This is a genomic window from Halomonas sp. ISL-56 (genome assembly GCF_018612805.1).
In the GTDB taxonomy this organism is placed as follows: domain Bacteria; phylum Pseudomonadota; class Gammaproteobacteria; order Pseudomonadales; family Halomonadaceae; genus Vreelandella.
In genome coordinates, this window is record NZ_JAGGRO010000004.1 from 83622 (window position 1) to 104822 (window position 21201).

At 56.1% G+C, this 21201-nt stretch carries 21 protein-coding genes; 3 read left to right on the top strand and 18 right to left on the bottom strand.

Features of this window, described 5'->3' with window-relative positions:
* Nucleotides 1-15 precede the first annotated feature (15 nt).
* From J7J49_RS02470 to J7J49_RS02490, 5 genes are all read right to left on the bottom strand, one after another.
* Nucleotides 16-1854 carry a putative bifunctional diguanylate cyclase/phosphodiesterase gene (locus tag J7J49_RS02470; protein ID WP_064234999.1) on the bottom strand — a complete coding sequence of 613 codons (1839 nt, stop codon included), beginning with the start codon at nt 1852-1854 and terminating at the stop codon, nt 16-18.
* A gap of 9 nt (nt 1855-1863) precedes the next feature.
* Nucleotides 1864-2535, bottom strand: coding sequence for a glutathione S-transferase (locus J7J49_RS02475; protein WP_215089936.1), 672 nt, complete (start codon nt 2533-2535; stop codon nt 1864-1866).
* 176 nt (nt 2536-2711) lie between these two features.
* Nucleotides 2712-3287 (bottom strand): antibiotic biosynthesis monooxygenase, encoded by a 576-nt coding sequence (locus tag J7J49_RS02480; protein WP_064235004.1) that lies wholly within the window; start codon nt 3285-3287, stop codon nt 2712-2714.
* Nucleotides 3288-3415: 128 nt separating this feature from the next.
* The gene (locus tag J7J49_RS02485) at nt 3416-3823 is read right to left on the bottom strand and encodes a hypothetical protein (RefSeq protein WP_064235006.1); all 408 of its coding nucleotides are present in this window, start codon (nt 3821-3823) and stop codon (nt 3416-3418) included.
* A gap of 7 nt (nt 3824-3830) precedes the next feature.
* The gene (locus J7J49_RS02490) at nt 3831-4058 is read right to left on the bottom strand and encodes a DUF2835 family protein (protein WP_064235008.1); all 228 of its coding nucleotides are present in this window, start codon (nt 4056-4058) and stop codon (nt 3831-3833) included.
* An 87-nt stretch (nt 4059-4145) separates the two neighbouring features.
* On the opposite strand from J7J49_RS02490, the gene J7J49_RS02495 reads away from it, so the two are divergent.
* The gene (locus tag J7J49_RS02495) at nt 4146-4811 is read left to right on the top strand and encodes a putative metalloprotease CJM1_0395 family protein (RefSeq protein WP_064235010.1); all 666 of its coding nucleotides are present in this window, start codon (nt 4146-4148) and stop codon (nt 4809-4811) included.
* Here J7J49_RS02495 and J7J49_RS02500 read toward each other — a convergent pair.
* The 12 genes from J7J49_RS02500 to J7J49_RS02555 form a co-directional block, all read right to left on the bottom strand.
* A complete protein-coding gene (locus J7J49_RS02500; protein WP_082906679.1) occupies nt 4808-6613 on the bottom strand; it encodes a putative bifunctional diguanylate cyclase/phosphodiesterase in 1806 nt (601 codons plus the stop codon). The two genes, J7J49_RS02495 and J7J49_RS02500, sit on opposite strands and share 4 nt — an antisense overlap.
* Nucleotides 6614-6815: 202 nt before the next feature.
* The gene (locus tag J7J49_RS02505) at nt 6816-7328 is read right to left on the bottom strand and encodes a C40 family peptidase (RefSeq protein ID WP_064235012.1); all 513 of its coding nucleotides are present in this window, start codon (nt 7326-7328) and stop codon (nt 6816-6818) included.
* A gap of 65 nt (nt 7329-7393) precedes the next feature.
* On the bottom strand, nt 7394-8023 hold the full coding sequence (locus J7J49_RS02510; RefSeq protein ID WP_215089938.1) for a histidine phosphatase family protein: 630 nt from the start codon (nt 8021-8023) through the stop codon (nt 7394-7396).
* 49 nt (nt 8024-8072) lie between these two features.
* Nucleotides 8073-8888: a phosphonate ABC transporter, permease protein PhnE gene (gene phnE / locus J7J49_RS02515; RefSeq protein ID WP_040479492.1), complete on the bottom strand. Its 816-nt coding sequence runs from the start codon at nt 8886-8888 to the stop codon at nt 8073-8075.
* Between the two features lie 16 nt (nt 8889-8904).
* Nucleotides 8905-9738, bottom strand: coding sequence for a phosphonate ABC transporter, permease protein PhnE (gene phnE, locus J7J49_RS02520; RefSeq protein ID WP_215089940.1), 834 nt, complete (start codon nt 9736-9738; stop codon nt 8905-8907).
* Entirely contained in the window at nt 9735-10583 is an 849-nt protein-coding gene (phnC, locus tag J7J49_RS02525; RefSeq protein WP_007111875.1) for a phosphonate ABC transporter ATP-binding protein, read from the bottom strand. Before phnC ends, phnE (J7J49_RS02520) begins: the two co-directional genes overlap by 4 nt.
* 76 nt (nt 10584-10659) lie before the next feature.
* Entirely contained in the window at nt 10660-11637 is a 978-nt protein-coding gene (phnD, locus tag J7J49_RS02530; RefSeq protein WP_215089942.1) for a phosphate/phosphite/phosphonate ABC transporter substrate-binding protein, read from the bottom strand.
* Nucleotides 11638-11728: 91 nt separating this feature from the next.
* Entirely contained in the window at nt 11729-13513 is a 1785-nt protein-coding gene (locus J7J49_RS02535; protein ID WP_215089944.1) for a bifunctional diguanylate cyclase/phosphodiesterase, read from the bottom strand.
* Nucleotides 13514-13671: 158 nt separating this feature from the next.
* Nucleotides 13672-15606 (bottom strand): alkaline phosphatase D family protein, encoded by a 1935-nt coding sequence (locus J7J49_RS02540; RefSeq protein WP_215089946.1) that lies wholly within the window; start codon nt 15604-15606, stop codon nt 13672-13674.
* Nucleotides 15607-15651: 45 nt separating this feature from the next.
* Nucleotides 15652-17028, bottom strand: coding sequence for a sensor histidine kinase (locus tag J7J49_RS02545; protein ID WP_215089948.1), 1377 nt, complete (start codon nt 17026-17028; stop codon nt 15652-15654).
* Nucleotides 17025-17699 carry a winged helix-turn-helix domain-containing protein gene (locus J7J49_RS02550; RefSeq protein WP_215089950.1) on the bottom strand — a complete coding sequence of 225 codons (675 nt, stop codon included), beginning with the start codon at nt 17697-17699 and terminating at the stop codon, nt 17025-17027. Before J7J49_RS02550 ends, J7J49_RS02545 begins: the two co-directional genes overlap by 4 nt.
* Nucleotides 17700-17743: 44 nt before the next feature.
* On the bottom strand, nt 17744-18112 hold the full coding sequence (locus tag J7J49_RS02555) for a PepSY domain-containing protein (RefSeq protein WP_064235022.1): 369 nt from the start codon (nt 18110-18112) through the stop codon (nt 17744-17746).
* A gap of 188 nt (nt 18113-18300) precedes the next feature.
* Between J7J49_RS02555 and J7J49_RS02560 the strand changes: the two genes are divergently transcribed.
* Together J7J49_RS02560 and J7J49_RS02565 are read left to right on the top strand one after the other, a co-directional pair.
* Entirely contained in the window at nt 18301-18777 is a 477-nt protein-coding gene (locus tag J7J49_RS02560; RefSeq protein ID WP_064235023.1) for a hypothetical protein, read from the top strand.
* Between the two features lie 187 nt (nt 18778-18964).
* Nucleotides 18965-19960, top strand: a complete 996-nt coding sequence (locus J7J49_RS02565) for a DUF1853 family protein (protein ID WP_215090249.1) — start codon at nt 18965-18967, stop codon at nt 19958-19960.
* 16 nt (nt 19961-19976) lie between these two features.
* Here J7J49_RS02565 and proB read toward each other — a convergent pair whose 3' ends face one another.
* Nucleotides 19977-21116 carry a glutamate 5-kinase gene (gene proB / locus J7J49_RS02570; protein ID WP_064235024.1) on the bottom strand — a complete coding sequence of 380 codons (1140 nt, stop codon included), beginning with the start codon at nt 21114-21116 and terminating at the stop codon, nt 19977-19979.
* Between the last annotated feature and the right edge of the window lie 85 nt (nt 21117-21201).

Consider the following 21201-nt stretch of genomic DNA (forward strand, 5'->3'; position numbering starts at 1 on the left):
TTTTGCTATAAACGCTTAATAGCTTTCAAACAGGTACTCAATGGGCGTCGGGCGACCCAATAGGTAGCCTTGATAACGATAGCAGCCATGGCCTCTTAGCCAATTAAGCTGCTCTTTTGTCTCCACCCCTTCCGCTACCACGGTTAAGCCTAAACTCACCGCCAGTAGTATCGTGGTATCGACAATCGCTGCGTCTGTCTTATCGGTCAGCAGTTCTTGAATAAACGATTGATCTATTTTCAACTCATCCAGCGGCAAGCGTTTCAGATAACTCAGCGATGAGTAGCCCGTACCAAAATCATCCAGCGCAAAGCGGATCCCCCTGGCACGCAGTTTCAACATCGTGTTGCGCACTCTAACCGGCTCGTGCATCAACAGGCTCTCGGTCACTTCGAGCACCAAGCGGCTTGGCGGCGCCTGGGTTTCGGCTAGCAGCGCCTCGACATCACGCACGAACTCTGGCTGCTGAAACTGCACGGAGCTTACATTGACGGAAATACTTAATGGCGCGTAGGCAGCTTGGTGAGACCACTTGGCTAGCTGCTCGCAGGCTGACCGCAGCACCCAGTAACCGATCGGCACAATCAGCCGATTCTCTTCCGCAAGCGGGATAAAGGTCGCGGGTGAGACCCAGCCACGTAGAGGATGGTACCAGCGCAGTAATGCTTCTACGCCGGTAGTCACGCCCTGATGGTCGACCTGCACTTGGTAGTGCAGCGCCAGTTCGTTGCGTTCGAGCGCTTTATGCAGATCGGCCTCTAAACTGGCCCTTTCCAGTACGCTGGTTTGCATATCCGTATTAAAAAAGCACAGCGTATTGCCGCCTATGCTTTTCGCCTGCTGCAACGCCATATCAGCCTGTTGCAGCACGCTATCCATACTGTGCTCGCCGCCTCCCGTAAACAGTGCAATACCAATACTGGCACTGATCGGTAGCGAATGGTTGTTTCTTAATTGCGCAATGGTTTCCAACAGCTGTCGCGCCACACGCTCGGCTTTTAGTACAGCGTTGGTCTGTTGCTCGCCCAGGTTATTGATCAGCACAACAAACTCATCGCTACTAAAGCGAGCTAGCGTTTCCTCTGCGTCAAGCCGCTGGCGTAACTGTTCAGCAACGCTAATCAATAGCTGGTCACCACTCTCATGGCCCTGGATATCATTCACTAAGCGGAAATTATCCAGATCAATCACCATCACCGCGCTATAGGTCTCAGCCCACCCATCATGCTCAATAGCGGCCGTTAAGGAATCCATCAGCAGCCGCCGGTTGGGCAGACCTGTTAGCGAGTCATAGAAGGCCAGGTAGTGAGTGCGCGACTGCATTTCGAGGTAGTCAGTCAGTTCGGTCGAAATACCGCACAGGGAAGGGGGAGCGCCAGGCGACATGGAAAGCGGCATTTTAATCGATAAGAATGTCCTTACCCGGCTTTCGCCCTTCAAGACATTGCTCTCTTCTACCGTCACTTTTTTTCCTGAATCCAAGACATTGCGATCAACCTGATTGATCTCAGCGGCGCTCCCAGGATCAAAAAACGCCTCATCACGCTTACCGATAATTTTTTCGGCAGGCAGGCCAAATAGATCGCTAATGCGACGATTAACGTATTGGTATTCTAAGGTCGGGGATTTGATATAAATAAACGCATCGACGCTATCCAGGATCGTTGCCAGCATCTCTTTATTGGACTGGAGTAACGCCCGGTTATGCTGCATACGCCGCTTGAGCAATAGATTGCCCAGCAGCGCCAAAAGAAGGAAAACGAGCAGCAAGGCGATCCCCCAACGCCCCAGGTAGCCATCAATACTGCGTAGCAGCTCCGCCGGAAGAGCTGCAAACGAGGCAAAATAGTTCATGGTGGCTGTTTACTGGCCCGGCATGGTAAGTGGCCCCGCCCGCTCGACCACTCGCTGCCAGGCGGCATCTTGCTCAATGCGTGAGACAAAAGCGGCAATGGCAGGATAGCTCTCCAGCGACCGTACGGCGGCCACCGCCTGTAGTGGAAAGCTCATTTGCATATCCGCGCCGCTGGGCCACTGCCCGCCAAAATTACCCTCTGCCAACAAGTGTTGGTTAATAAAGTTAAGGTGTCTTTTAAGCTGCGGCGCCAGAAAGCGTTTGCTGACGGTATCGCTAATCCCTTTCGCCACTGGCTTAATCAGCCAGGGAGACTGTTTAGGAATTTGGCTGAACACAAGCTGCATCACCAGCAACGGCATTAATGAGCCTTCGGCATAGTGCAACCAATAGCGGTAATCTACCCAAGCACGTACATCATCCGGCGCAGGCTGACAGCGGCCCTGTCCATAGCGCTGCAGCAGATAATCAATGATTGCGCCTGACTCAGCCACGGTGATGTCGCCATCGGTAATCACCGGAGACTTACCTAGCGGATGGATTTTTTTCAGCGCATCAGGCGCTTGCTGTGTTTTACCATCGCGCTGGTAAACCACCAACTCGTAGTCCAGTTCAAGGGCTTCAAGTAGCCACAGGATGCGGTGCGAACGAGACTTTTCCAGATGGTGAACGTGGATCATAAACACTCCATGGGGGCTGAGTTGCGCGCCAGCGTTGCACTGGCGACACTTATCCTTTGTTTACAGGCACATTTAGCTTAGTACCATAAAGCCCATCATCATAGGAGCAATAGAATCAACGCAGCGCCGAACCCCATGGAAGTATCAACAAAAGCAGCGCTGATTAATTAGGTACGCTATGACCGGTGCGCGTGGCGCCAACGCGCCAATAAATCCAGCGGTGACCATTTACCTTGCAGCCAGGGCGCTAATAAACGCATAGAGAGCGGAATAAACACAAACACCATCACTGGCGTCAACATTAGCGTGCTCACCACCACCCGCGGCAGCAGCGCCCAATCGGCCAGTACGCCACCAAATACAAGTTGAAAGATTAGCGAGATAGGAAAGAAAGCCAGCCACACGGCCACGGCCTGTTTCCAGCGCGGCGGTGCGCTGCTGCCGGTTTGAAACCACGCATCCAGCCCGGTGGCACGGTGCTCATGGGGCGCTTCATACAAGCCCTTACCGCGCGCCAACCACGCATGCCGTGAGGCTGAATGTTCCCAGGCGGCTAGGGTTTCGCTACTGCTAAAGCGGAATATGATCTGATACTCGTCGTCATCGGCAGGGGGAGCCAATACGCCGGAGCCGAGGTAGCCAGCAAAATCGGCCGCCAGCTCGCGCCCTTCGTTAAGCCAACGATTAAAGTCGGCGTAGCGGCCGTGCTCAACGCGACGAGCCACCATCAATGTGACAGGTGAGGCAGACATGGTATATCTCCTAATGTGACCACAGCCAGGGCCGGGTAGGCAGGCTGTTTGCTTTCAAGGGGGTAACCCAGAAAGTCAGAATTGCCACATTATACAAGCAATGATGATGCCATGTTGTGAATGTTACGCTATGACAGTCTGCGCAGCGTAGCTTCACGCCCAGGTACAGGGTTGGGACGCTCTCCGCGTTGAAACGCGCATACATGAATATAGATATCCACAGCACAGCGGATGGCATCGGCCTCTTGGGGGTCAGGGTCAACTACCGGGCCGGTATATTCGCCCTCGCTACGTAGCACGACATCTAGTTCCGTTCGGTAACGGCCTAGCAGGTGCTCCAGGTTGATGTGTATACGATGAACTTCCAGACTAAACGCTTGGCGCTGCTCGGTGCGTTTAAGGATATCCAAAGGGTTTGAAGCAGCTTCAATCAAGCTTTCTAACGTAGCGAAAACTAACTTTTCAGCGCTGTTTAAATTGGGAATAATGGAATAAATGAGGTCATTTAAGGTGATCGGTGTTCCATGGCGGTGCATAGGCAATTCAACGTCCGGTTAAGGGATCTATGCTAATGAATCGACCCTGCTCAGAAAAACTTAATCGATAAATACCGCGTACGCCATCACGCCCCACCACTCGGCGAATCGCCTCGGCGGGAAATATTACCCAACGACCATCAACACTGCGGGTACGTACATTGGCAATACGCCCTTCGTAATGGGCTAGGCACTCGTCGTAGTTAAGATTAATGAACACATCAATGGTTTGCATAGGGTCGGCATCGTGCAAACTTGCACTCTCGGCATTGCTCGCTAATACTTCATGGTATCCCAACTCGTACTTAGTCGGTAATTAACTATGGCCGTTTCTTCCATTAGCACTGTGTCCCTCGCTGCCTGGGCGTACCCTTCAGCGAATACAATCTCCCCGCGGGTTGAGCAAGCCGCTAAAAGCCGTGCACTTGAAGAAGATACGGCGTCTACCGACGACCCAAAAACGACTAGCGCTAGTGAAGAGAGCAGCGAAGAGATTAGCAGTGCTGAGGCTGGCCCCAAACGGGCGGACGGCACGCCTATGGCGCCGGAAGAGATTCAGTACTTAGATCAACTTAAACAGACCGACCGCGAAGTACGCCAACACGAGATGGCGCACCAAATAGCGGGCGGCGCCTATACGGGCGGCGCCAGCTACGAGTACGAAGTTGGCCCCGATGGCAAGCGCTATGCAGTCGCGGGGGAGGTACCCATCGATTATGGCCCGGTGCCCAACGACCCCCAAGCCACTATCGAAAAAATGCAGACGGTGATCGCTGCGGCAATGGCACCTGCAGATCCGTCCCCGACAGATTACCAAATTGCCGCCCAAGCACGGCAGTACCTGCTGGAAGCTAAGCTCGAAGCGTCCATGCAGCGCAGTGAAATGGAGCAAGCTCGCAGCAACGGCGCCGCGGCAACCTCACCCACTGCTACATCCACTAACACGCCCCCCTCAGATGCATCAGCCGCTGATGAGCTAGCCGCTTAGTTGGTCGACACTGCGAGGGAATTCCACTCCCCGCGACTAGGCCAATTCGCCAGCCAGGCAGGCAGTGCTTCGGCAGGCATCGGGCGGGCAATACCATAGCCTTGAGCTAACTCGCACCCCAGCGACATCAAGGCTTTGGCATGCTCTAAGGTTTCTACACCTTCTGCCAACATAGGCCGTTTAAAGCGATTAGCCATATAAATAACGCTCTCCACGATCGCCATATCGTCTTGATCGCTGAGCATGTCGCGGACAAAGCTCTGGTCTATTTTGATCAGGCTGACCGGCAGCTGCCGTAGGTGGGTTAACGACGAAAACCCGGTACCAAAGTCATCGATAGCAAAACTCACGCCCAGTGACTGACAGCGCGACATATTTTGCAGTGCGGCCTGGATGTCGTGCATTGCAGCACTCTCCAGCACTTCGAGTTTGAGCATTGCGGGCGGCACATCGGGGTGGCGTGCCAGCAGTTCGCCTAAACGTTGACTAAAGTTATCCACTAGCAAATGCGTAGGGCTTATATTCACATTGATCGGCAGCGCAATGCCTTGAGCATGCCATTTAGTTAACTGGCGCAACGCCTGCTCAATGACCCACTCGCCAAGATCCACTTCTAACGGCGTATTATCGATAATGGGTAGAAACTGCGCGGGCGCAAGCAATCCCTCTTCAGGGTGTTGCCAACGAATCAGCGCCTCCAGGCCCACCACGTTGCCACTACGCATATCAACCTGGGGCTGATAATACAGGCGCAGCTCCTGGTTATTGAGTGCATCTATAAAACGCTGGCGCTGCTCATGGCGCACCTGCAGTAAGCGGTCATGGTTCGGGTCAAAAAAGTGAAAGGTATCGCGGCCACGCTGTTTGGCACGGTACATCGCCTGATTGGCATGACGTAACAGTAGATCGCCCTGAACGTTGTCATTTGGGTAGAGCGTCACCCCCAAACTTGCCGTCAGGTGAATACTCTGCCCGTCAATCATCAGTGGTTGGCGAATGGAGGCTAACAACTTCTCAAAAAAATCGTCATCGACGCCATGGTGGAGTAACAGTACAAACTCGTCGCCCCCCACTCGCGCCAACACATCATCCCCAAACAGCAGATGGCTTATACGCTGCGAAAAAGAAGACAGCAGCGCATCGCCCACGGTGGAACCCAAACGGTCATTAATATTTTTGAAGAAATCGATATCCAGCGAGCACACCGCCAGGGGTAGCTGCTGCGCTTCTACATGCTGCATGGACTCTTGAATCAATTGGGTCAGCAATTGCAGGTTAGGTAGCCCGGTAAGGGCATCAAAATAGACTTCTCGATTAAGGTGTCGGGCATGTGCTGGAATAGCTGAAAGGTCAGCCAACACAATCACATGGTGATCGATCTCACCGTGCTCATCGCGCACACGATTAATCGACATCATCCCCGGATAAAACTGGCCATCGTGGCTACGGTAGCTCACCTGGCTTTTGCTACGGTCACGCAATTGCAGCTCTTCACGCATCAATCGCGTGGTGCGGCTATCATCCAGCGGTAAAATGCTGAATGCTCCCGGCGTTTTGCCCTGTACATCACCCTGGGTAAACCCCGTTAACTCACAAAAAGCGGGGTTCACCTCCACCACCCGATTTTCCGCATCGGTAATAATGATCGCTTCATTGGCGTAGCAAAATACCGATTCAGCGGGAGACGCTGTCTGGTCGACGGATGCTGTTGGCATCGCGTTCACACGGGGCAGTGAAGGTGTTGGCTGGGAGTGCTGTTGAGACAAAGACTGTTCCTTCGATAAATTCAAGGATTCAAACATACGTCTTTGCTCTCCTCGTCGTTTTATTGAGCCATCGCCATATAAATTCGTTGTTATCTAGAGCCGTTATTAGGTAAATAGCGTCGTTATTATGAAGGCAGTAGTGTTGCCAGGCATAATAACACCCTATGAAGGCGAAGGTACTTTACCCTGCGGAGTACTTTACCCTGAGGAGTACCTTATCGGCTGACGAGACAATAAGTTAAGGCGCTGGACTGGCCGCACCCAAAAAGCGCGCCTGCCAGTAATCGATATCTAACGGCACGCTGACTACTGCACGGCCATTGCCAGGTGCATGAATCATTTGGCCGTTGCCACGATAAATCCCGACATGAGTAGCTTTGCGGCGCTCGCCAAAGAAAAGCAGATCGCCGGGGCGAGGGGCTTCCACCTGGGGCAAGGCACGAAACTGCTCCTCAGCGGTACGCGGCACGCGAATACCCGCCGCTCGGTAGGTCATTTCCACTAGGCCAGAGCAGTCCAGACCATCGGGCGTATTGCCCCCAAAGCGATACGGTGTGCCAATGGCCTGCTGGGCATGGGAGAGAATCAGCGCACGCTCCATAGAGAGGCCTGCGCGGCTAGGCGGTGCCTCAATGGGGGTAAGATCACGGCTGGCGCAACCCGCTAACGCCAGCAGCAACAGACCGGTTAGCAGCCACCTTCCAGAAGGTGCCGACCCGCAAGATAGAGACCACAGACGAACCAACAGCATGGGCAGCCGCTCCAATAAACCAACGTGCTTTCATGATGGCCCAAAGCCTGCCTAGCCGCCAATGGTTAGCGGCCGATCCACTCGACAAAGCTGGTTTCACCCAGCGCATGACGCTCATGGCGCACCCGGCTCATTGCCGCGTAGGGTAAATCCATTGCCAATACTCGCGAAAGCGGCTGCTCAATCACCTGGCGCAGCAGGCCATTGCAGACAAACAGGTGCGCCACCACCAGCACATGCTTGCCAGGTGGATGACGTAACAGCTGCTGCCAGGCCTCGGCCAGTCGTGCGTCAAAGGCGTGCAGGGTTTCGCCGCCGGGCGGAGACACCGCAGCGGGGTCGTGCCAAAACGCACTCATTCGCCCAGTGCCCTCTTCGGCAAACACCTGGGCATGGGTTTTGCCCTCCCAACGCCCCAGATGCAGCTCGGCAAAATCCTCTTCCACCTGAACCGGCAGATCAAACTCTTCACCCAGCCATAGGGCGAATTCGCGGCAGCGCGTTAATGGCGAAGTGACAATCGCATCGTAGGGTAAATGCCCCTCTACGGTTTGGCGCATCACTGCATCGGTGACCTGCTGCCAGCCGGTTTCACTGAGCGGGTGGTCGGTAGAGCCGCGCAGCATACGCCCGCCCACCGGCTCACCGTGGCGCAATAAATCTATCGTTGTTTGTTCGGCTTCAGGAAAGCGCATAGGGGTAACCTCGCCGATCTAGGCAGTTTGCAGATTAGGAAGCCGATGATTAGATAATCGCGTGGCGCACCCGCGCGGAGATCCACTCCGACACCAGCACAGTGGCAAAAATCATGATAAAAATAACGCTGACCTGATCCCAGGCGAGGCTGTTGATCGAGGCATTCAACTGCAGACCGATACCACCGGCACCGACCAAACCCAGCACCGTTGACTCGCGGATATTAATGTCCCAACGGTAGACGCTAATGCCGGCAAAGGCGGGCATGACTTGCGGTAATACGCCGTAGTTCATCACCTGCATGCGGCTTGCGCCGGTCGCGCTAATCGCCTCTACCGGTGTGGGGTGAATCTCTTCAATCGCTTCGTACAGCAGCTTGCCCACAAAGCCGATGGAGCGCAGGGCGATAGCGATAATCCCCGCCAGTACGCCGGGGCCAAGAATGGTCACCAGCAGCATTGCCCAAATCAGCGAGTTAATCGAGCGCGACGAGACAATCACCATCAGCGCCACGCTTCGAACCAGTGGGTGCGGCGTGGTATTACGAGCAGCCAAAAACGCTACCGGAAATGCCATCATGACGCCGATGACAGTGCCCAGCGTTGCAATGTTAAGCGTGTCCCACATGGGCTTCCACAGCACATTGGCATACTCCCAACGCGGCGGCATCATGCGACTAATTAAGTCACTGCCCTGGCGGCCAGCATCCTCGACGAACACCCACATGGTATTGTCGGAGATTAACTTCCAGCACAGTAGAAATAGGCTGACACCCGCTAGCCACGCCAGGTACTGCAACCACTGCGCGCGCGTGGTGCGCCGTCGCCAAACCGGCAGACCCTGTGATGTAAATGAAACAGGCATTTAATGTCTCCAAAAATTACTGGGTCCAGCGACGGACATGGCTTGAGCTGTACTCGCACAGCAGCACGATGGCGATGATGATCAGCAGAATCGCCGCAGAGGTATCGTACTCATAGCGGCTTAGCGAAGTGTTCAGCGTAGCGCCGATACCGCCCGCCCCGACAATGCCAATCACCGCCGACTCGCGGAAATTAATATCCAGCCGATAAACCGAAAGACCGATCAAGCGCGGCATGACCTGTGGCTGAACCGCTTGGTTAATGATTTGCAGCCAGCCTGCGCCGGTTGCGCGTACAGCCTCAACCTGACGCCAATCCAAGTCTTCGATATCTTCCGCCAGTAGCTTGGCCATAAAGCCAATCGTCGCAAAGGCCAGCGTGATCATGCCCGCCAGCGGCCCAAAGCCGAACATCACCACAAATAGAATCGCGATGATGATCTCTTGAAACGTGCGTGAAACGGCAATAATGGCGCGGCAGATAAAGTAGATCGGCAAGGGTGAAATATTACGCGCTGCGCCCAGGCCAACCGGTATCGCGAGCAGCACACCCACAACCGTAGAGGTGAGCGTCATGGTTAAACTTTCCATCAACCCCGCGACAATATCGTCGTAACGGCTGATAAAATCGGGCTGCATAAAGGCGCCCAAAAAATTCACCGCCCGCGCTGACCCTTCGGCAACCCGCGCCCAGTTAACCTCTACCGAGGCAAGCGCTAAAAAGAGATACACCACCGCGCCGATAGCGAGCCCCCAGCGCAGGCGTGGATTTTCGATCACCGCTAGACGCCGCCACTGGCCACGCCGCGCTGCCTGCTGCCGCCGTTCGGCCAATGTATTCGCTGTGTTCATCGTGCGCCTCCCGTCGCTAAAGCGGGCATTACCTCATGCGACGTCGAACGCACTACGGCGGGTTGCTCTTCTTCGTCTTCTTCCATCGGTTCGGGCGTGGTATCCCAATCTTCTTCACCATAAATCGTGGTGAGTATCTCGCTCGTCAGTTCGCTCGGCTGACCGTCAAAGACGATTTCACCCGCCCGCAGGCCGACGATACGATCCGCAAACTGCTTCGCCAACGCTACGTCGTGAATATTGATGATCGCCGCCAGGTCTCTCTCTGCGCACAGCTCGCGAATCAGGCGCATAATCTGGCGCGAGGTTTTTGGATCCAGACTGGCTGTCGGTTCATCTACTAACAGTAACTTAGGGCTTTGCAACAGCGCGCGAGCAATCCCCACCCGCTGTCGCTGCCCGCCTGATAGCGCATCGGCACGCTTATCAAGCGCATGGGGGAGGCCCACTCTTTCCAGTAACCGGAAAGCTTCAACCACGGCTTCCTGCGGGTAGCGACGTAAAAAGCTGCGCCAAAAACCGACATAGCCGAGCTGCCCTGACAGCACGTTTTCCATCACGGTGAGCCGATCGACCAGCGCGTACTCCTGAAAAATCATGCCCATCGAGCGGCGCGCATGACGCAGCTTCTGGCCTGAAAGCTTGGTGAGCTCAATGTCTTCCAGGCGAATGCTGCCCTGGGTAGGTTCAACCAACCGGTTCACACAGCGAATCAGCGTGCTTTTACCCGCGCCCGATGGCCCAATCAGCGCCATGACTTGGCCTTTGGGCAGCGTGAGTTCAATATCCGTCAGCGCTCGATCCCCGGTGGGGTAGCGCTTGCCTACGCCACTTAGTGTCAACATCGTTCCACCTCATATGTATAGCGAAACGGCCAGAAGGTGAGCCCTCCTGGCCGAATAAAACGCGTTGGCTAATCGATTAATCGCAGTCGTACGTCACGCCAGTGGCATCCGCGATGGTACGAATGACCGACCAATTTTCCTCGTAGGAGATCGGAATGAACTGTGACTCACCGGAGTTAGCAAATTCCGCTTCGAGAGGAGTACCTTCCCAGTCATAGCTGAAGAACGCGTCCCGGATGCTCTCGGCAAGCTCAGGCTTCAGGTTGTGGGCCAAACCGTAAGCCGTGGTGGGGAAGGTTTCTGAGGTATAGATAATCTCGTAGTCACCTTCATTAACGACACCACGAGCAATCATCCGAGTGCCAACAGAGTTGGCAATAGCTGCGGCTTCGTAATCTTTGTTCACTACACCGAGAATGGAATTATCGTGAGAGCCTGAGAACGCGGTGCTGTAATCTTTATCGGCTTCCAATCCATACTCAGAAAGCAACAGTGCAGAGGGCGCGCGGAAACCAGAATTTGAGGTTTCAGCGGTAAAGGCCATCTGACGCCCTGCGAGATCTTCAACCGACGCGATACCGCTACCGGGATAAGTGATGATCTCCATTTCGTAACCAAAGCTACCGTCGTCAGAAGCCATCATGGCAAACGGGCGGAAGCCACCGCAGTTAACGGCCACGGGCGTGCTACCGGTATTAAACCCGGCGACATGCAAACGACCCGCGCGTAGCGCTTCCAACTGTGCAGCGTTGGACTGAACCGGGAAGAACTGCACCTCTTTGCCAGTGGCTTCGCTAAGATGTTCTAAAAAGTCAGACCAGACACCAGCGTAAACCGCAGGATCTTCAACCGGGGTATAGGCAAACACCAAGGTATCGGGGTCGGCCCACTGCGACTCATCGCTAGGCGCATCGGCGACCATATCGCCATCGTTATCCACATAGCGTGATGAGAGATCTGCAGAAGCGTTCACCGCAGCTAAGGCGAAAGCACTGGCAACGGCGGCGCTAATTAATGTGCGGGGAAGCACATGGGAAAAAAAGGATGTCTGCATGGGTCACCTGTCGCGTTGTTAGAAGATGCCGATATCCTGACGATTTAAAATGACAAATAGGGGGCACTCTTATGACCAGTTGGTGACGTCTTTATGAACACCCGGTGACAGAGCCCATCAGTTTGCCCTCGGGATCCGAGCAGTGATCACGACGCTCCACGAACAAACTGTTGCCAGGGATCTTCTTAGCTTGGCGCTTCAACTCAGACAGCTCGCTGGCGATATCCAGCGATTGACAGCGGGTCGTATCGGGAATGGGCTTCACCGCTATCGAGACGCTAACAAAGGGGAAGAACGTTAGTTTATTCTGGCGGTTTTCGATTTGAATCCCGCCCTGAAGGCGGTCGGCCTCTTCATAGAAGCCCGGCGCCATCACCTCGAATGAGTGCAGAATTTGCTGGCAGACACTCTCCCAATGGCCGAGCGGTAACAGCATCATAAAATCGTCACCGCCAATATGGCCGATAAAGCCTCCGGCACTGTCTACCTGCGCTTGCAGTAATCGTGATAGCGAAATGATGATGTGATCGCCTCGTGCGTAGCCGTAGGCATCGTTAAAGGCTTTAAAGTTATCCAGATCAACGTAGGCCGCCGCAAACCCCTGCCCAGCGGACAAATAGGTCGCCAGGGTTTCATTGATCAGAATATTGCCCGGCAGGCCGGTCAGCGGATTGGCATGGCGCGCTTGGCGTACCTGGATGGCGGTAATTTCGCGCAAAAGGTCAACGATATTGCCCATCCCCAGGTAGTCACCAATGGCATTAACAATGACGAAATCTTCCTGCTCAATATCCCGGCTATCGGTCAGTTGCTGGCTTAAAATCTCCAGTGGCGTATCCGCTTCCGCCACCAGCATACGTGCGTCAGCAACGTCCAGAACGCGGCGCTTGGCATACAGCGAGTGACTATAGGGATTGGTAAACAGGGTTAAAAACGCATTACGACGCACCACCGCCACGGGCTTACCATTTTCTAGCACGGCCACGCAGCGCAAGCTGGGCTGTTGGCGAAACCGTTCGGAGATAGACGGCACCGCGCAATCCGTCGTTATAGCGTCAATCGCCCGTAAAATAGACCGCGCGGTGCGCCCTGCGGGGCTTTTTAGATGCGTGGTGGCGGGCAGCAGCATATTGAGTTCTAACGGCGGCTGCTGGCTGGGCCGGGCGAAGTAGAAGCCTTGCAGCAGCGCCAGCCCGCGATCGAGCTCCCACAGGCAAAGATGCTCAGCGGCGGTCTCCACGCCTTCGGCAATCACCTGGCAGTCCAGACTACGGGCTACATCAAGAATCGAGCGCAGAAATTCTCGCTTGGCCGGCTCCTGGTCGATCCCGGAGATAAAGTGGCGGTCGAGCTTAACGAAATCAGGGCGTAGCTCAGACCAGTGGCGCAGGCTTGAGTGCCCGGCGCCAAGATCATCCAGCGCCACCTGGAAGCCCATGGTGCGGTAGTGATCCACCGCTTGGCGCATTAGCTCGTAGTCATGGATTGGCACGTGTTCGGTGAGCTCAATCACCACCCGCTCTGGAGGCAAACCGCTGTCACGAATAAACCCCAGCGTTAAGCCTTCGCGGAAATCGCGCTCGACGATGGTCAGTGGCATCACGTTAAGAAACAGCAGACCGGGCAGATCGAGCTCTGCGAAACGCTGTATTGCCAGGCGCCGACAAAGCAAATCTAACTCGACTAACTTGCCTGCCTGAGTAGCTACCTCAAACAGCCGTAACGGCGAGTGCAGCGGCGACGTTTTAGGCCCTCGGATCAGCGCTTCATAACCATAAATCGCCCGTTGGCTGGCATCCACAATGGGTTGAAAGAGCACGTGCAGTTCTTCTGCCGCAATAATTTGGTTAAGCCACTGCGCTTCTTGTGCGGTCATTTGCCTGCTGCCCTCTTCTGCCACCCTGACAACCAGCGGTGGTGCTGATGATGAGTCACCTTCCCTGGAGATTGTTGATAAGCTGCAAGCGTGCGTCATTTTTATGACGCTATCATGACAATCATGAAGAGCATCAAGTAGTTGGCGCTAAACGGAGGTCAAGAGAGAGGTTTTTCGGGGGCTGGAAACACCACTTCGCTGCCGTCGGCGTCAAGCTGACGGATATCGATAGGCCGGCCTTTCTCGTCAAGGGTTACCAGGCCAATACCGCTGGCATTCCAAAGCCGCTCACCGGCGCTGGCACGGTCAGGGTCGCGGGGGTGAACGCTTAGCTTACGGCGCTTGGTAAATATATTGAGAGGCGACCAAGGGGCGTAGAGCCAGCGGTTGAGGCGGTCAAAGGTATTGAGCAGGTTTTTGGGGAAGGTATTTTTGATCCCGCTCGAGGTAATTTGCCACAGGTGGGGCGCGCGGCGCTGATGGCGAACCACAATGTCGTAGACAAACGAGTAGTGCACATCCCCAGACAAAATCACATAGTTGCCGGGGGTTTTGGAGTGCCGCCAAATCTGCAACAGCGTATTGGCCGCGCCCCTATGGGCCATCCAGTTTTCGGCGTCTACCACCAGCGGCTTACCGGCGAGGGTAAACAGCTTTTGAATTCCCTCTATCAGCTTGACACCGAACATCGGCGCGGGAGAGACAATCACCGCGCTTTTGGCGCCCATTAGTGCCTGCTGCATCTCCATTAGCGCCTCCCAGTCCATCAAGCCTGAAGGCCGATGCGGGCTGCGTTCGCTGCGCCAGCGGCGGGTGCGGGTATCGAGCACAATCAGCGCGGGGGTGCCCTGCACCTGAAACTCCCAACCCTGAAAACGCAGCAGCCGTTCAATTAGCCCATCCTGCTCAGCGCAGACTAGCGGTTGGTCGCCATCGCCCATCAGCGTCGAGGCGTGGTGGACTAACGGATTCATTTTATCCGGGTCATTACCCCAGGCTTGGCAGAGCAGATAGGCCACCAGAGCGTTACCGATAATGCGTTTAGAGAACGGATGGCCGTAGGCGGCACGCTCCCAATCGGCAGTTAGGTTCCAGTCGTCGGTAACATCGTGGTCGTCAAAAATCATCAGGCTGGGCAGGTGCGCCATTAGCCGCGCGCACTGGGGCAAACCGTCAACAAAGGTATCGATCACCGCCTGTTCCTGACGATACAGCGCGGCGTCTTTTTCATCCAAGACAGGCGCTTCAAGGGCAATCACTTGCCAGGGCGTCGGCGACCACACCAGGCAGTACATGGCAAGCATTTCAGCCAGTGTCATCAAATGGTTATGGGCATTCGCGGAGGTAAACACCGGCTTTTTGACACCGCCGAAAAAGCGTTCGCGCAACGCCGCGTTGCTGGTCACATCAGGCAGCAGCTGTGCACGCCGGTAATAGCTATCAGGCGACTGATAAAGCGCCTGACTATCATCGACTGTAGCGCCTTCCAGCCACTCATCTACCAGCCCTAGCCGTTCAATCAGCGCATGCACGGCGCGCAGCATTGGCCCGGCCACGTCATCGGCGTAGACCTGGTCACCGGTCATCAACAGCCAGGCGGGCCATTCGGTGGGCGCAGACTGCTGCTCGGCAAGCCAGCTATCGGCGCGCACCAGCCCATCGGCACTATCGTGATGAGGCTTGCGACAGGAGCCGTGCATCAGACGGTGATGGCGCGAGGCAATCACAAAAGCGGGATAGGCGGCACCGTCATAACACAACCACGGCGCCCATTCGGGCAGAGAGCGCCAATCACCCTGCGGGGATTCCACCTGCAGGTCGTATTCGATGCGCTCGTCGCAGGGCAGCGGCGATTCAAGCCCACAATTGTCAAGCTCGCAATCGATCAGGTAAATAAATGCGCGTTCACCGATAGCGATGCATTGCTGGTGGTGCGCTAAACCAATCGACTGGCTATCGGAGCGCCCTGGGCGCAGTACCAAGGCCATGTTCAGCGGCCGGGTGGCGACCAGCCAAAGCACTAGACGGGTAGCGCTGATGCGTCTTAACAGGGGGCCGGCGACTATATCGGGCAGCGTATCTGTGCCATTCATTCGATGCGGTCTCCATTATTAATATGAGACGATTGCGCGAGACGATTATGCGCGACGAGTACGCGCAACGACGGGCAGCTCGATCACCACTTGCAGCCCGCCAGTGCTGGCACGGCTCAGCTGCATATGGCCGCTGTAGAGAGCAACAAGGTCAGTCACAATGGCCAGCCCCAGGCCGCTGCCCGAGCGCTGTTCGTCCAACCGTTTACCGCGCTGTACCGCCTGCTGGCACTCCGCTTCAGACATGCCGGGGCCATCGTCGCTAACGGTTAAGGTTAACCGCTGCTCGTCAATCGCTACTTGTAGCTGCACATCGCTGTGTGCCCAGCGCAGCGCGTTATCCATCAAGTTGCCCACCAGCTCCTGGATATCCTGATCATCCATATGCACCTTAACGTCAGGTGACCAGGTTTGGCACAGCGCAATGCCACGGCGCTGGGCAAGTCTGGCTAGCCCATTGAGCAACGGCGTCAGGGTGGCATGTAAATCAATCGGCGCAAAGCGTACGCCCTCGCCTGCTGCTGATGCCCGCGCCAGGTGGTGGCGTACCGCGCTATCCACGCGTGCCAACTCAACCTCCCAGGCAGCGCGGTTCGCTTCCGGCAACTGGCGTAGCTGTAGGCGCATCACACTTAACGGGGTTTTCAGCGCATGGGCAAGGTTGCCAGCGGTATGGCGGCCACGTTCGATCAAGCGCTGATCGCGGGCCAGCACCGCGTTCATTGAGGCAGCCAACGTCGCCAGCTCGTCGGGCAAGCGGGTATCCAGCTGTTCGGCGTGCCCCTGTTCTACATCGTGCAGATTGGCATGCATACGCCGAAGCGGCGCTAGCCCCCAGCGTACTTGCAGCGCCAATACACCGAGCAACAGCACGCCCAAACCCACTAAACCGCCCCACAAAAGACGTTGAAATTCACCAATATCGCGGGCTAACACATTGTCCCGAGCCGCCACGCTAATATGCAGCGGCGCCTCTAACGGCGCCAGATAGATATCCCGCTCCACCACGCGCAGCGACTGGCCACGGGGGCCAGGTATCGAGCGGGCGCTAAGGGTGTCATTGTCGATGACCGGTAGGCGCTGATCCCACAGCGAACGCGAAGCCAGGGTGTTTGCCGCGCCATCGGTGATTTGCCAGTACCAGCCGGAATAGACACTGTCAAAACGCGGGTCGCCAAGCGCCCGGTCATGGACTAGCTGCTGTTCAATATTGTCGTAGGTGACGCCCGCAATGATGACGTTTAGGGTGGCGCTCAGGCGCTCGTCAAAGGCTTGAGTTGCGGCGGCGCGGTAATGATGAGATAGCAGCGTGCCCGCGATGGGCAGCGCCAGCCCAACCATCACCAGCACCGCCAGCAGTAGCCGCACGCTGATGGAGCGCTTTGCCCAGCGATCTTTCCATGCGGTGGTGGCTTGACTCATTCGCTAGCGGGCTCTTCTGCTAATAGCCGATAGCCCTGGCCACGCAGGGTGGCAATGCGCCAACTGCCCAATTTGCGGCGCAGGCGGCTGACTTGAACATCGATCACGTTGGAGTCCGGCTCGTGGTCGCGGTCATAAACGTGCTCTGAAAGCTCGGTACGGCTGATGACCCGCGGCGCGGCGTGCATCAAATAACCCAGCAGACGGGTCTCCTGGGCGGTCAACCCTACCGGACGCCCTGCGAGTGAAACGTGCTGGGTGTGGGTATCCAAGCTCAGCTCACCCACCTTCAGCACCGGGTGGGCATGGCCGTGGCTGCGGCGCACCAGGGCACGCAGGCGAAAGAGTACTTCCGCCGATTCGAACGGCTTAGTGACGTAGTCATCGGCGCCGGCGGTAAATCCTGCGGCTTTATCAGCCCAGCGCTCCCGGGCGGTCAGGATCAGCACTGGCAGGTCGATACCATCTTCCCGCCATGCGGAAAGCCAGCGGGTACCATCGCCATCGGGTAGCCCGACATCCAGAATCAGCGTGTCGTAGGCCTCCGTGCGCACTAGGAAATCGGCGTCCTGGCCTGTCGCTGCATGCTCGACTAGCCAATCTCCGTCACGCAGCGCCTGACTTAGCTCACGCGCCAGCGCCTGGTCATCCTCTACCAACAAACACTTCATTGGCTAACTACCCTTCTTTTTATATGGCAAATGATGGCAACGAGCTAGCGGCGCATATCGTTGATACGTACGCCCTCTATCGACATCAGTTGACCGTTATGGCCATCAAATTCAAACTCGACGACTTGCCCTTGCGGGCCAAGCAGCTTGATTTCGTACTCGACATATCCCCCTTCACGCTCAACCTCAACCTCAAGCACTTCACCTATATAGTGGGCTTCCAGCCAATCCAAAATAGAGTCAAGAGGCACCACTTCACCCCGGCGCACTTCGCCGTGCAACGATTCCCAATGCTGGTCACCCACAGCACTGCCCACCAGCAATAGCACTAGGGCTAAACCAGTGACGTTGCGACGAGTGCCTCGTTGGAAGCTGCGCAGCGGTTTAATAAGATGGCAGAAGAGTTTACGCATGGCGCCAGCATGCCAAAAGCAACATGAACGCTAGATGAACAGTTTTGTCAGCTTAAGGAAAGTATTGCAGTGGTATAAATTCCCTGTCGCATTCGCTGAATGCCGTTTATGCACTGTTGTATAAACATAGTTGTATAAACATTGACGTATAGACACTCACGTTTAAATACGTAAAGAAGGAATTTGCTATGAATACCATGAAAAAAATGCTGCTGATCCCGACCTCTGCTCTACTGCTTGCCGCGGCTGCCGGTAGTGCCCAGGCCGATTCGCTGCCGATGGATCGCATCGATGACGTATTGACCCACGCCAATGATTACGGTTTCAGCCACTACGAAGAAGTTAGCATTAAAAGCCGTGGCCGTGTGGAAGTAGAAGGCTGGCTGGATGATGAATGGTACGCCGATGTGGAAATCTCCCTCGACAACGGTGACACGCTAAAAGAGAAACGTGAGCGTCTGATTAGCGGTGCCTGGGGCATGAGCGAAGACGATATTCGCCAAGCGTTAGACGTTGCCAGCCAAGAAGGCATGGTCGAGTTTGAAGACCTCGACATCGATAGAAGCGGCATCATCGATATCGAAGGCCGCGATGAAAATGGCCGCGAACTAGAAATCAGCGTTCGTCAGGGCTCTTCCGACGTTACCCAAATTGATCGCGACTAATAACGTTAGCTAAAACTGTTAGCTAATCGCTTTGCGGGCTCCCTACGGGGAGCCCGCTGCGTTTATGGTAGGCTGTTCAATCATATAGCTAACTTTATAGTGCCGACCTTATCAAGGTACTGGGGAGAAATCCGTGCTGAACGATAGCCTTCATGGCGTGCTGGAGAATGAAGCACTCGGCAACGCGATGTCAGTACTAAACACGGAGTCAGCATTAAGCACAGTGTCAGCACTGAGAGACTTAGCTTGGTTGGTCGCCACGCCTGACCTGGCTGAGCTGCCGCCCCCCATCCCTTGCGCTGGGCGCCCGACACTTAAAGAGCTAGGCTTGGCGAATGCTCTACTGCCCTGGCTGCGCCAGCTTGGCCGACCGCCATTGGCCGCTTTGAACGGCAGCCGCGCTACCCGCATGGGCCATTACCACGAACGCCTGTGGCACACGCTGTTAGACCATGCACCCAATACGCGATTGCTCGCCCGAAACGTGCGCATCACCCGCAAGCGCACTACCTTAGGCGAGTTGGATATGCTCTATCGCACCCGCGATAACCCGGCGCCGGTGCATTTGGAAGTGGCGATCAAGTTTTACCTGGGGCTACCTGAAGGGCCTGGCGCGCCCACCAGCCAAAGCCGCTGGATTGGCCCCGGCGGGCTGGATAGCCTGGCGCTCAAGTGCACTCATTTACAGCGCCACCAACTGCCACTCTCCAACACACTACCCGCGCTGGAAACGCTCGCCCATTGGTTAACGCCACGAGATCTGGGCGTTTCTCAAGCAAGTTTAAGCGAACAGTTAACCCAACGGCTGGCAATGCCTGGCGTGCTGTATTACCCCTGGCACGCGGAGATGCCAGCCCCGGAGGGGGCAACGGCAGATCACCGCCGAGGCACTTGGTGCTATTTACGCCATTGGCCTGAGCTGGCCGCCAGCCTTCCCGTCATGCCGAAGATGGTATGGCTGGAAAAACCCCACTGGCTATCACCGCCACTACGCAGCGCTTTTCGGCCAGCGGCGGAGGTGCTGCCAGCGATTATCGAAAAGGTTCACGCCTGGCGCTCACCTCAGCAGCTTATGCTCTGTTACTCGGAGAAGGAACCAGAGGAACAACGCTATGAACGACTATTTTTGGTGCCCGACGACTGGCCACGGCAAGTGCCACTACCGCCCCGCGTTAGGGGGTAAATAACCACCTTCGCGGCTAAATCACCACCAAGTTATCGCGATGGATCAGCTCATGAGCTTCCACGTAGCCGAGGATCGCCTCAATCTGGTGGCTGGGCTGCCCGGCCAACTGGCGTGCTTCATCGGCGCCGTAGTTGACCAAGCCTTTGGCTACTGAGGCGCCCTGCTCATCCACGCATACCACCATATCGCCACGCTTAAAGCTGCCCTGCACATCGCGCACGCCGACCGCCAGCAGGCTTGAGCCTTTATCGCGCAGCACTTTGACTGCCCCGGCATCCAACACCAGCGTACCGCGCACCTGCAGCTGGCCCGCCAGCCAGCGCTTGCGCGCCGCCATGGGTACCTGATCAGGGCGCAGCAACGTGCCCAACGCCTCGCCGGCCATTATCCGATTAATAGCATCAGGCTGGCGGCCGCTGGCAATGACCGTGACCGCCCCAGAGCGCGCCGCCAACTGCGCCGCGCGTACTTTGGTGCTCATACCGCCGCGACCCAGCGCTCCGCCGCTGCCTGCGACGGCGGCTAAGCGCGGGTCATCGGCGCGCCCTTCGGCAATCATCTGGGCATTGGGGTTGTGGCGTGGATCGGCGTCAAACAGGCCTTCCTGGTCGGTTAGCAACAGCAGCGCGTCCGCTTCCAGTAGATTGGCGACCAGCGCCCCAAGCGTATCGTTATCGCCAAAGCGGATCTCATCGGTAACCACGGTGTCGTTTTCATTTATCACCGGCACTACGCGCATTTCTACCAGAGTGCGTAGCGCTGAAAGGGCATTCAGGTAGCGCTTACGGTTGGAAAGATCGTCGTGGGTAAGCAGGATTTGCGCGGTGAGCATGTCATGGCGAGCAAAATGATTTTCATAGCACTGGGTCAAGACGTTTTGACCCACCGCCGCAGCGGCCTGGAGCTCGTGCACAGCACTAGGGCGCACCTGCCAGCCAAGACGCACCATGCCCGCTGCCACGGCGCCGGAAGAGACCAGCACCACTTCAATCCCCTGCTGGTGCAAGGCGGCGATTTGATCCACCCAGCCGCCAATAGCGGCTTCGTCCAGGCCGCGGCCATCGTTGGTAAGCAGCGCACTGCCGATTTTGACCACGACTCGCCGTGCACGGCTAAGCGCGCTGCGTCCTAGTACTTGCTCGTTATTTTCCATGCGACCCCACCTCAATCAGGCACTTACAAAAGGGGCCGCGCGAACGCAGCCCCCTTTTAGCTTATAACTTTAAGCTTACTACCGA

Coding starts and splice junctions, on each gene's coding strand:
- J7J49_RS02470 (WP_064234999.1), bottom strand. CDS start 1,854: ATGAACTATTTTGCCTCGTTTGCAGCTCTTCCGGCGGAGCTGCTACGC.
- J7J49_RS02475 (WP_215089936.1), bottom strand. CDS start 2,535: ATGATCCACGTTCACCATCTGGAAAAGTCTCGTTCGCACCGCATCCTG.
- J7J49_RS02480 (WP_064235004.1), bottom strand. CDS start 3,287: ATGTCTGCCTCACCTGTCACATTGATGGTGGCTCGTCGCGTTGAGCAC.
- J7J49_RS02485 (WP_064235006.1), bottom strand. CDS start 3,823: ATGCACCGCCATGGAACACCGATCACCTTAAATGACCTCATTTATTCC.
- J7J49_RS02490 (WP_064235008.1), bottom strand. CDS start 4,058: ATGCAAACCATTGATGTGTTCATTAATCTTAACTACGACGAGTGCCTA.
- J7J49_RS02495 (WP_064235010.1), top strand. CDS start 4,146: ATGGCCGTTTCTTCCATTAGCACTGTGTCCCTCGCTGCCTGGGCGTAC.
- J7J49_RS02500 (WP_082906679.1), bottom strand. CDS start 6,613: ATGTTTGAATCCTTGAATTTATCGAAGGAACAGTCTTTGTCTCAACAG.
- J7J49_RS02505 (WP_064235012.1), bottom strand. CDS start 7,328: ATGCTGTTGGTTCGTCTGTGGTCTCTATCTTGCGGGTCGGCACCTTCT.
- J7J49_RS02510 (WP_215089938.1), bottom strand. CDS start 8,023: ATGCGCTTTCCTGAAGCCGAACAAACAACGATAGATTTATTGCGCCAC.
- phnE (WP_040479492.1), bottom strand. CDS start 8,888: ATGCCTGTTTCATTTACATCACAGGGTCTGCCGGTTTGGCGACGGCGC.
- phnE (WP_215089940.1), bottom strand. CDS start 9,738: ATGAACACAGCGAATACATTGGCCGAACGGCGGCAGCAGGCAGCGCGG.
- phnC (WP_007111875.1), bottom strand. CDS start 10,583: ATGTTGACACTAAGTGGCGTAGGCAAGCGCTACCCCACCGGGGATCGA.
- phnD (WP_215089942.1), bottom strand. CDS start 11,637: ATGCAGACATCCTTTTTTTCCCATGTGCTTCCCCGCACATTAATTAGC.
- J7J49_RS02535 (WP_215089944.1), bottom strand. CDS start 13,513: ATGACCGCACAAGAAGCGCAGTGGCTTAACCAAATTATTGCGGCAGAA.
- J7J49_RS02540 (WP_215089946.1), bottom strand. CDS start 15,606: ATGAATGGCACAGATACGCTGCCCGATATAGTCGCCGGCCCCCTGTTA.
- J7J49_RS02545 (WP_215089948.1), bottom strand. CDS start 17,028: ATGAGTCAAGCCACCACCGCATGGAAAGATCGCTGGGCAAAGCGCTCC.
- J7J49_RS02550 (WP_215089950.1), bottom strand. CDS start 17,699: ATGAAGTGTTTGTTGGTAGAGGATGACCAGGCGCTGGCGCGTGAGCTA.
- J7J49_RS02555 (WP_064235022.1), bottom strand. CDS start 18,112: ATGCGTAAACTCTTCTGCCATCTTATTAAACCGCTGCGCAGCTTCCAA.
- J7J49_RS02560 (WP_064235023.1), top strand. CDS start 18,301: ATGAATACCATGAAAAAAATGCTGCTGATCCCGACCTCTGCTCTACTG.
- J7J49_RS02565 (WP_215090249.1), top strand. CDS start 18,965: ATGTCAGTACTAAACACGGAGTCAGCATTAAGCACAGTGTCAGCACTG.
- proB (WP_064235024.1), bottom strand. CDS start 21,116: ATGGAAAATAACGAGCAAGTACTAGGACGCAGCGCGCTTAGCCGTGCA.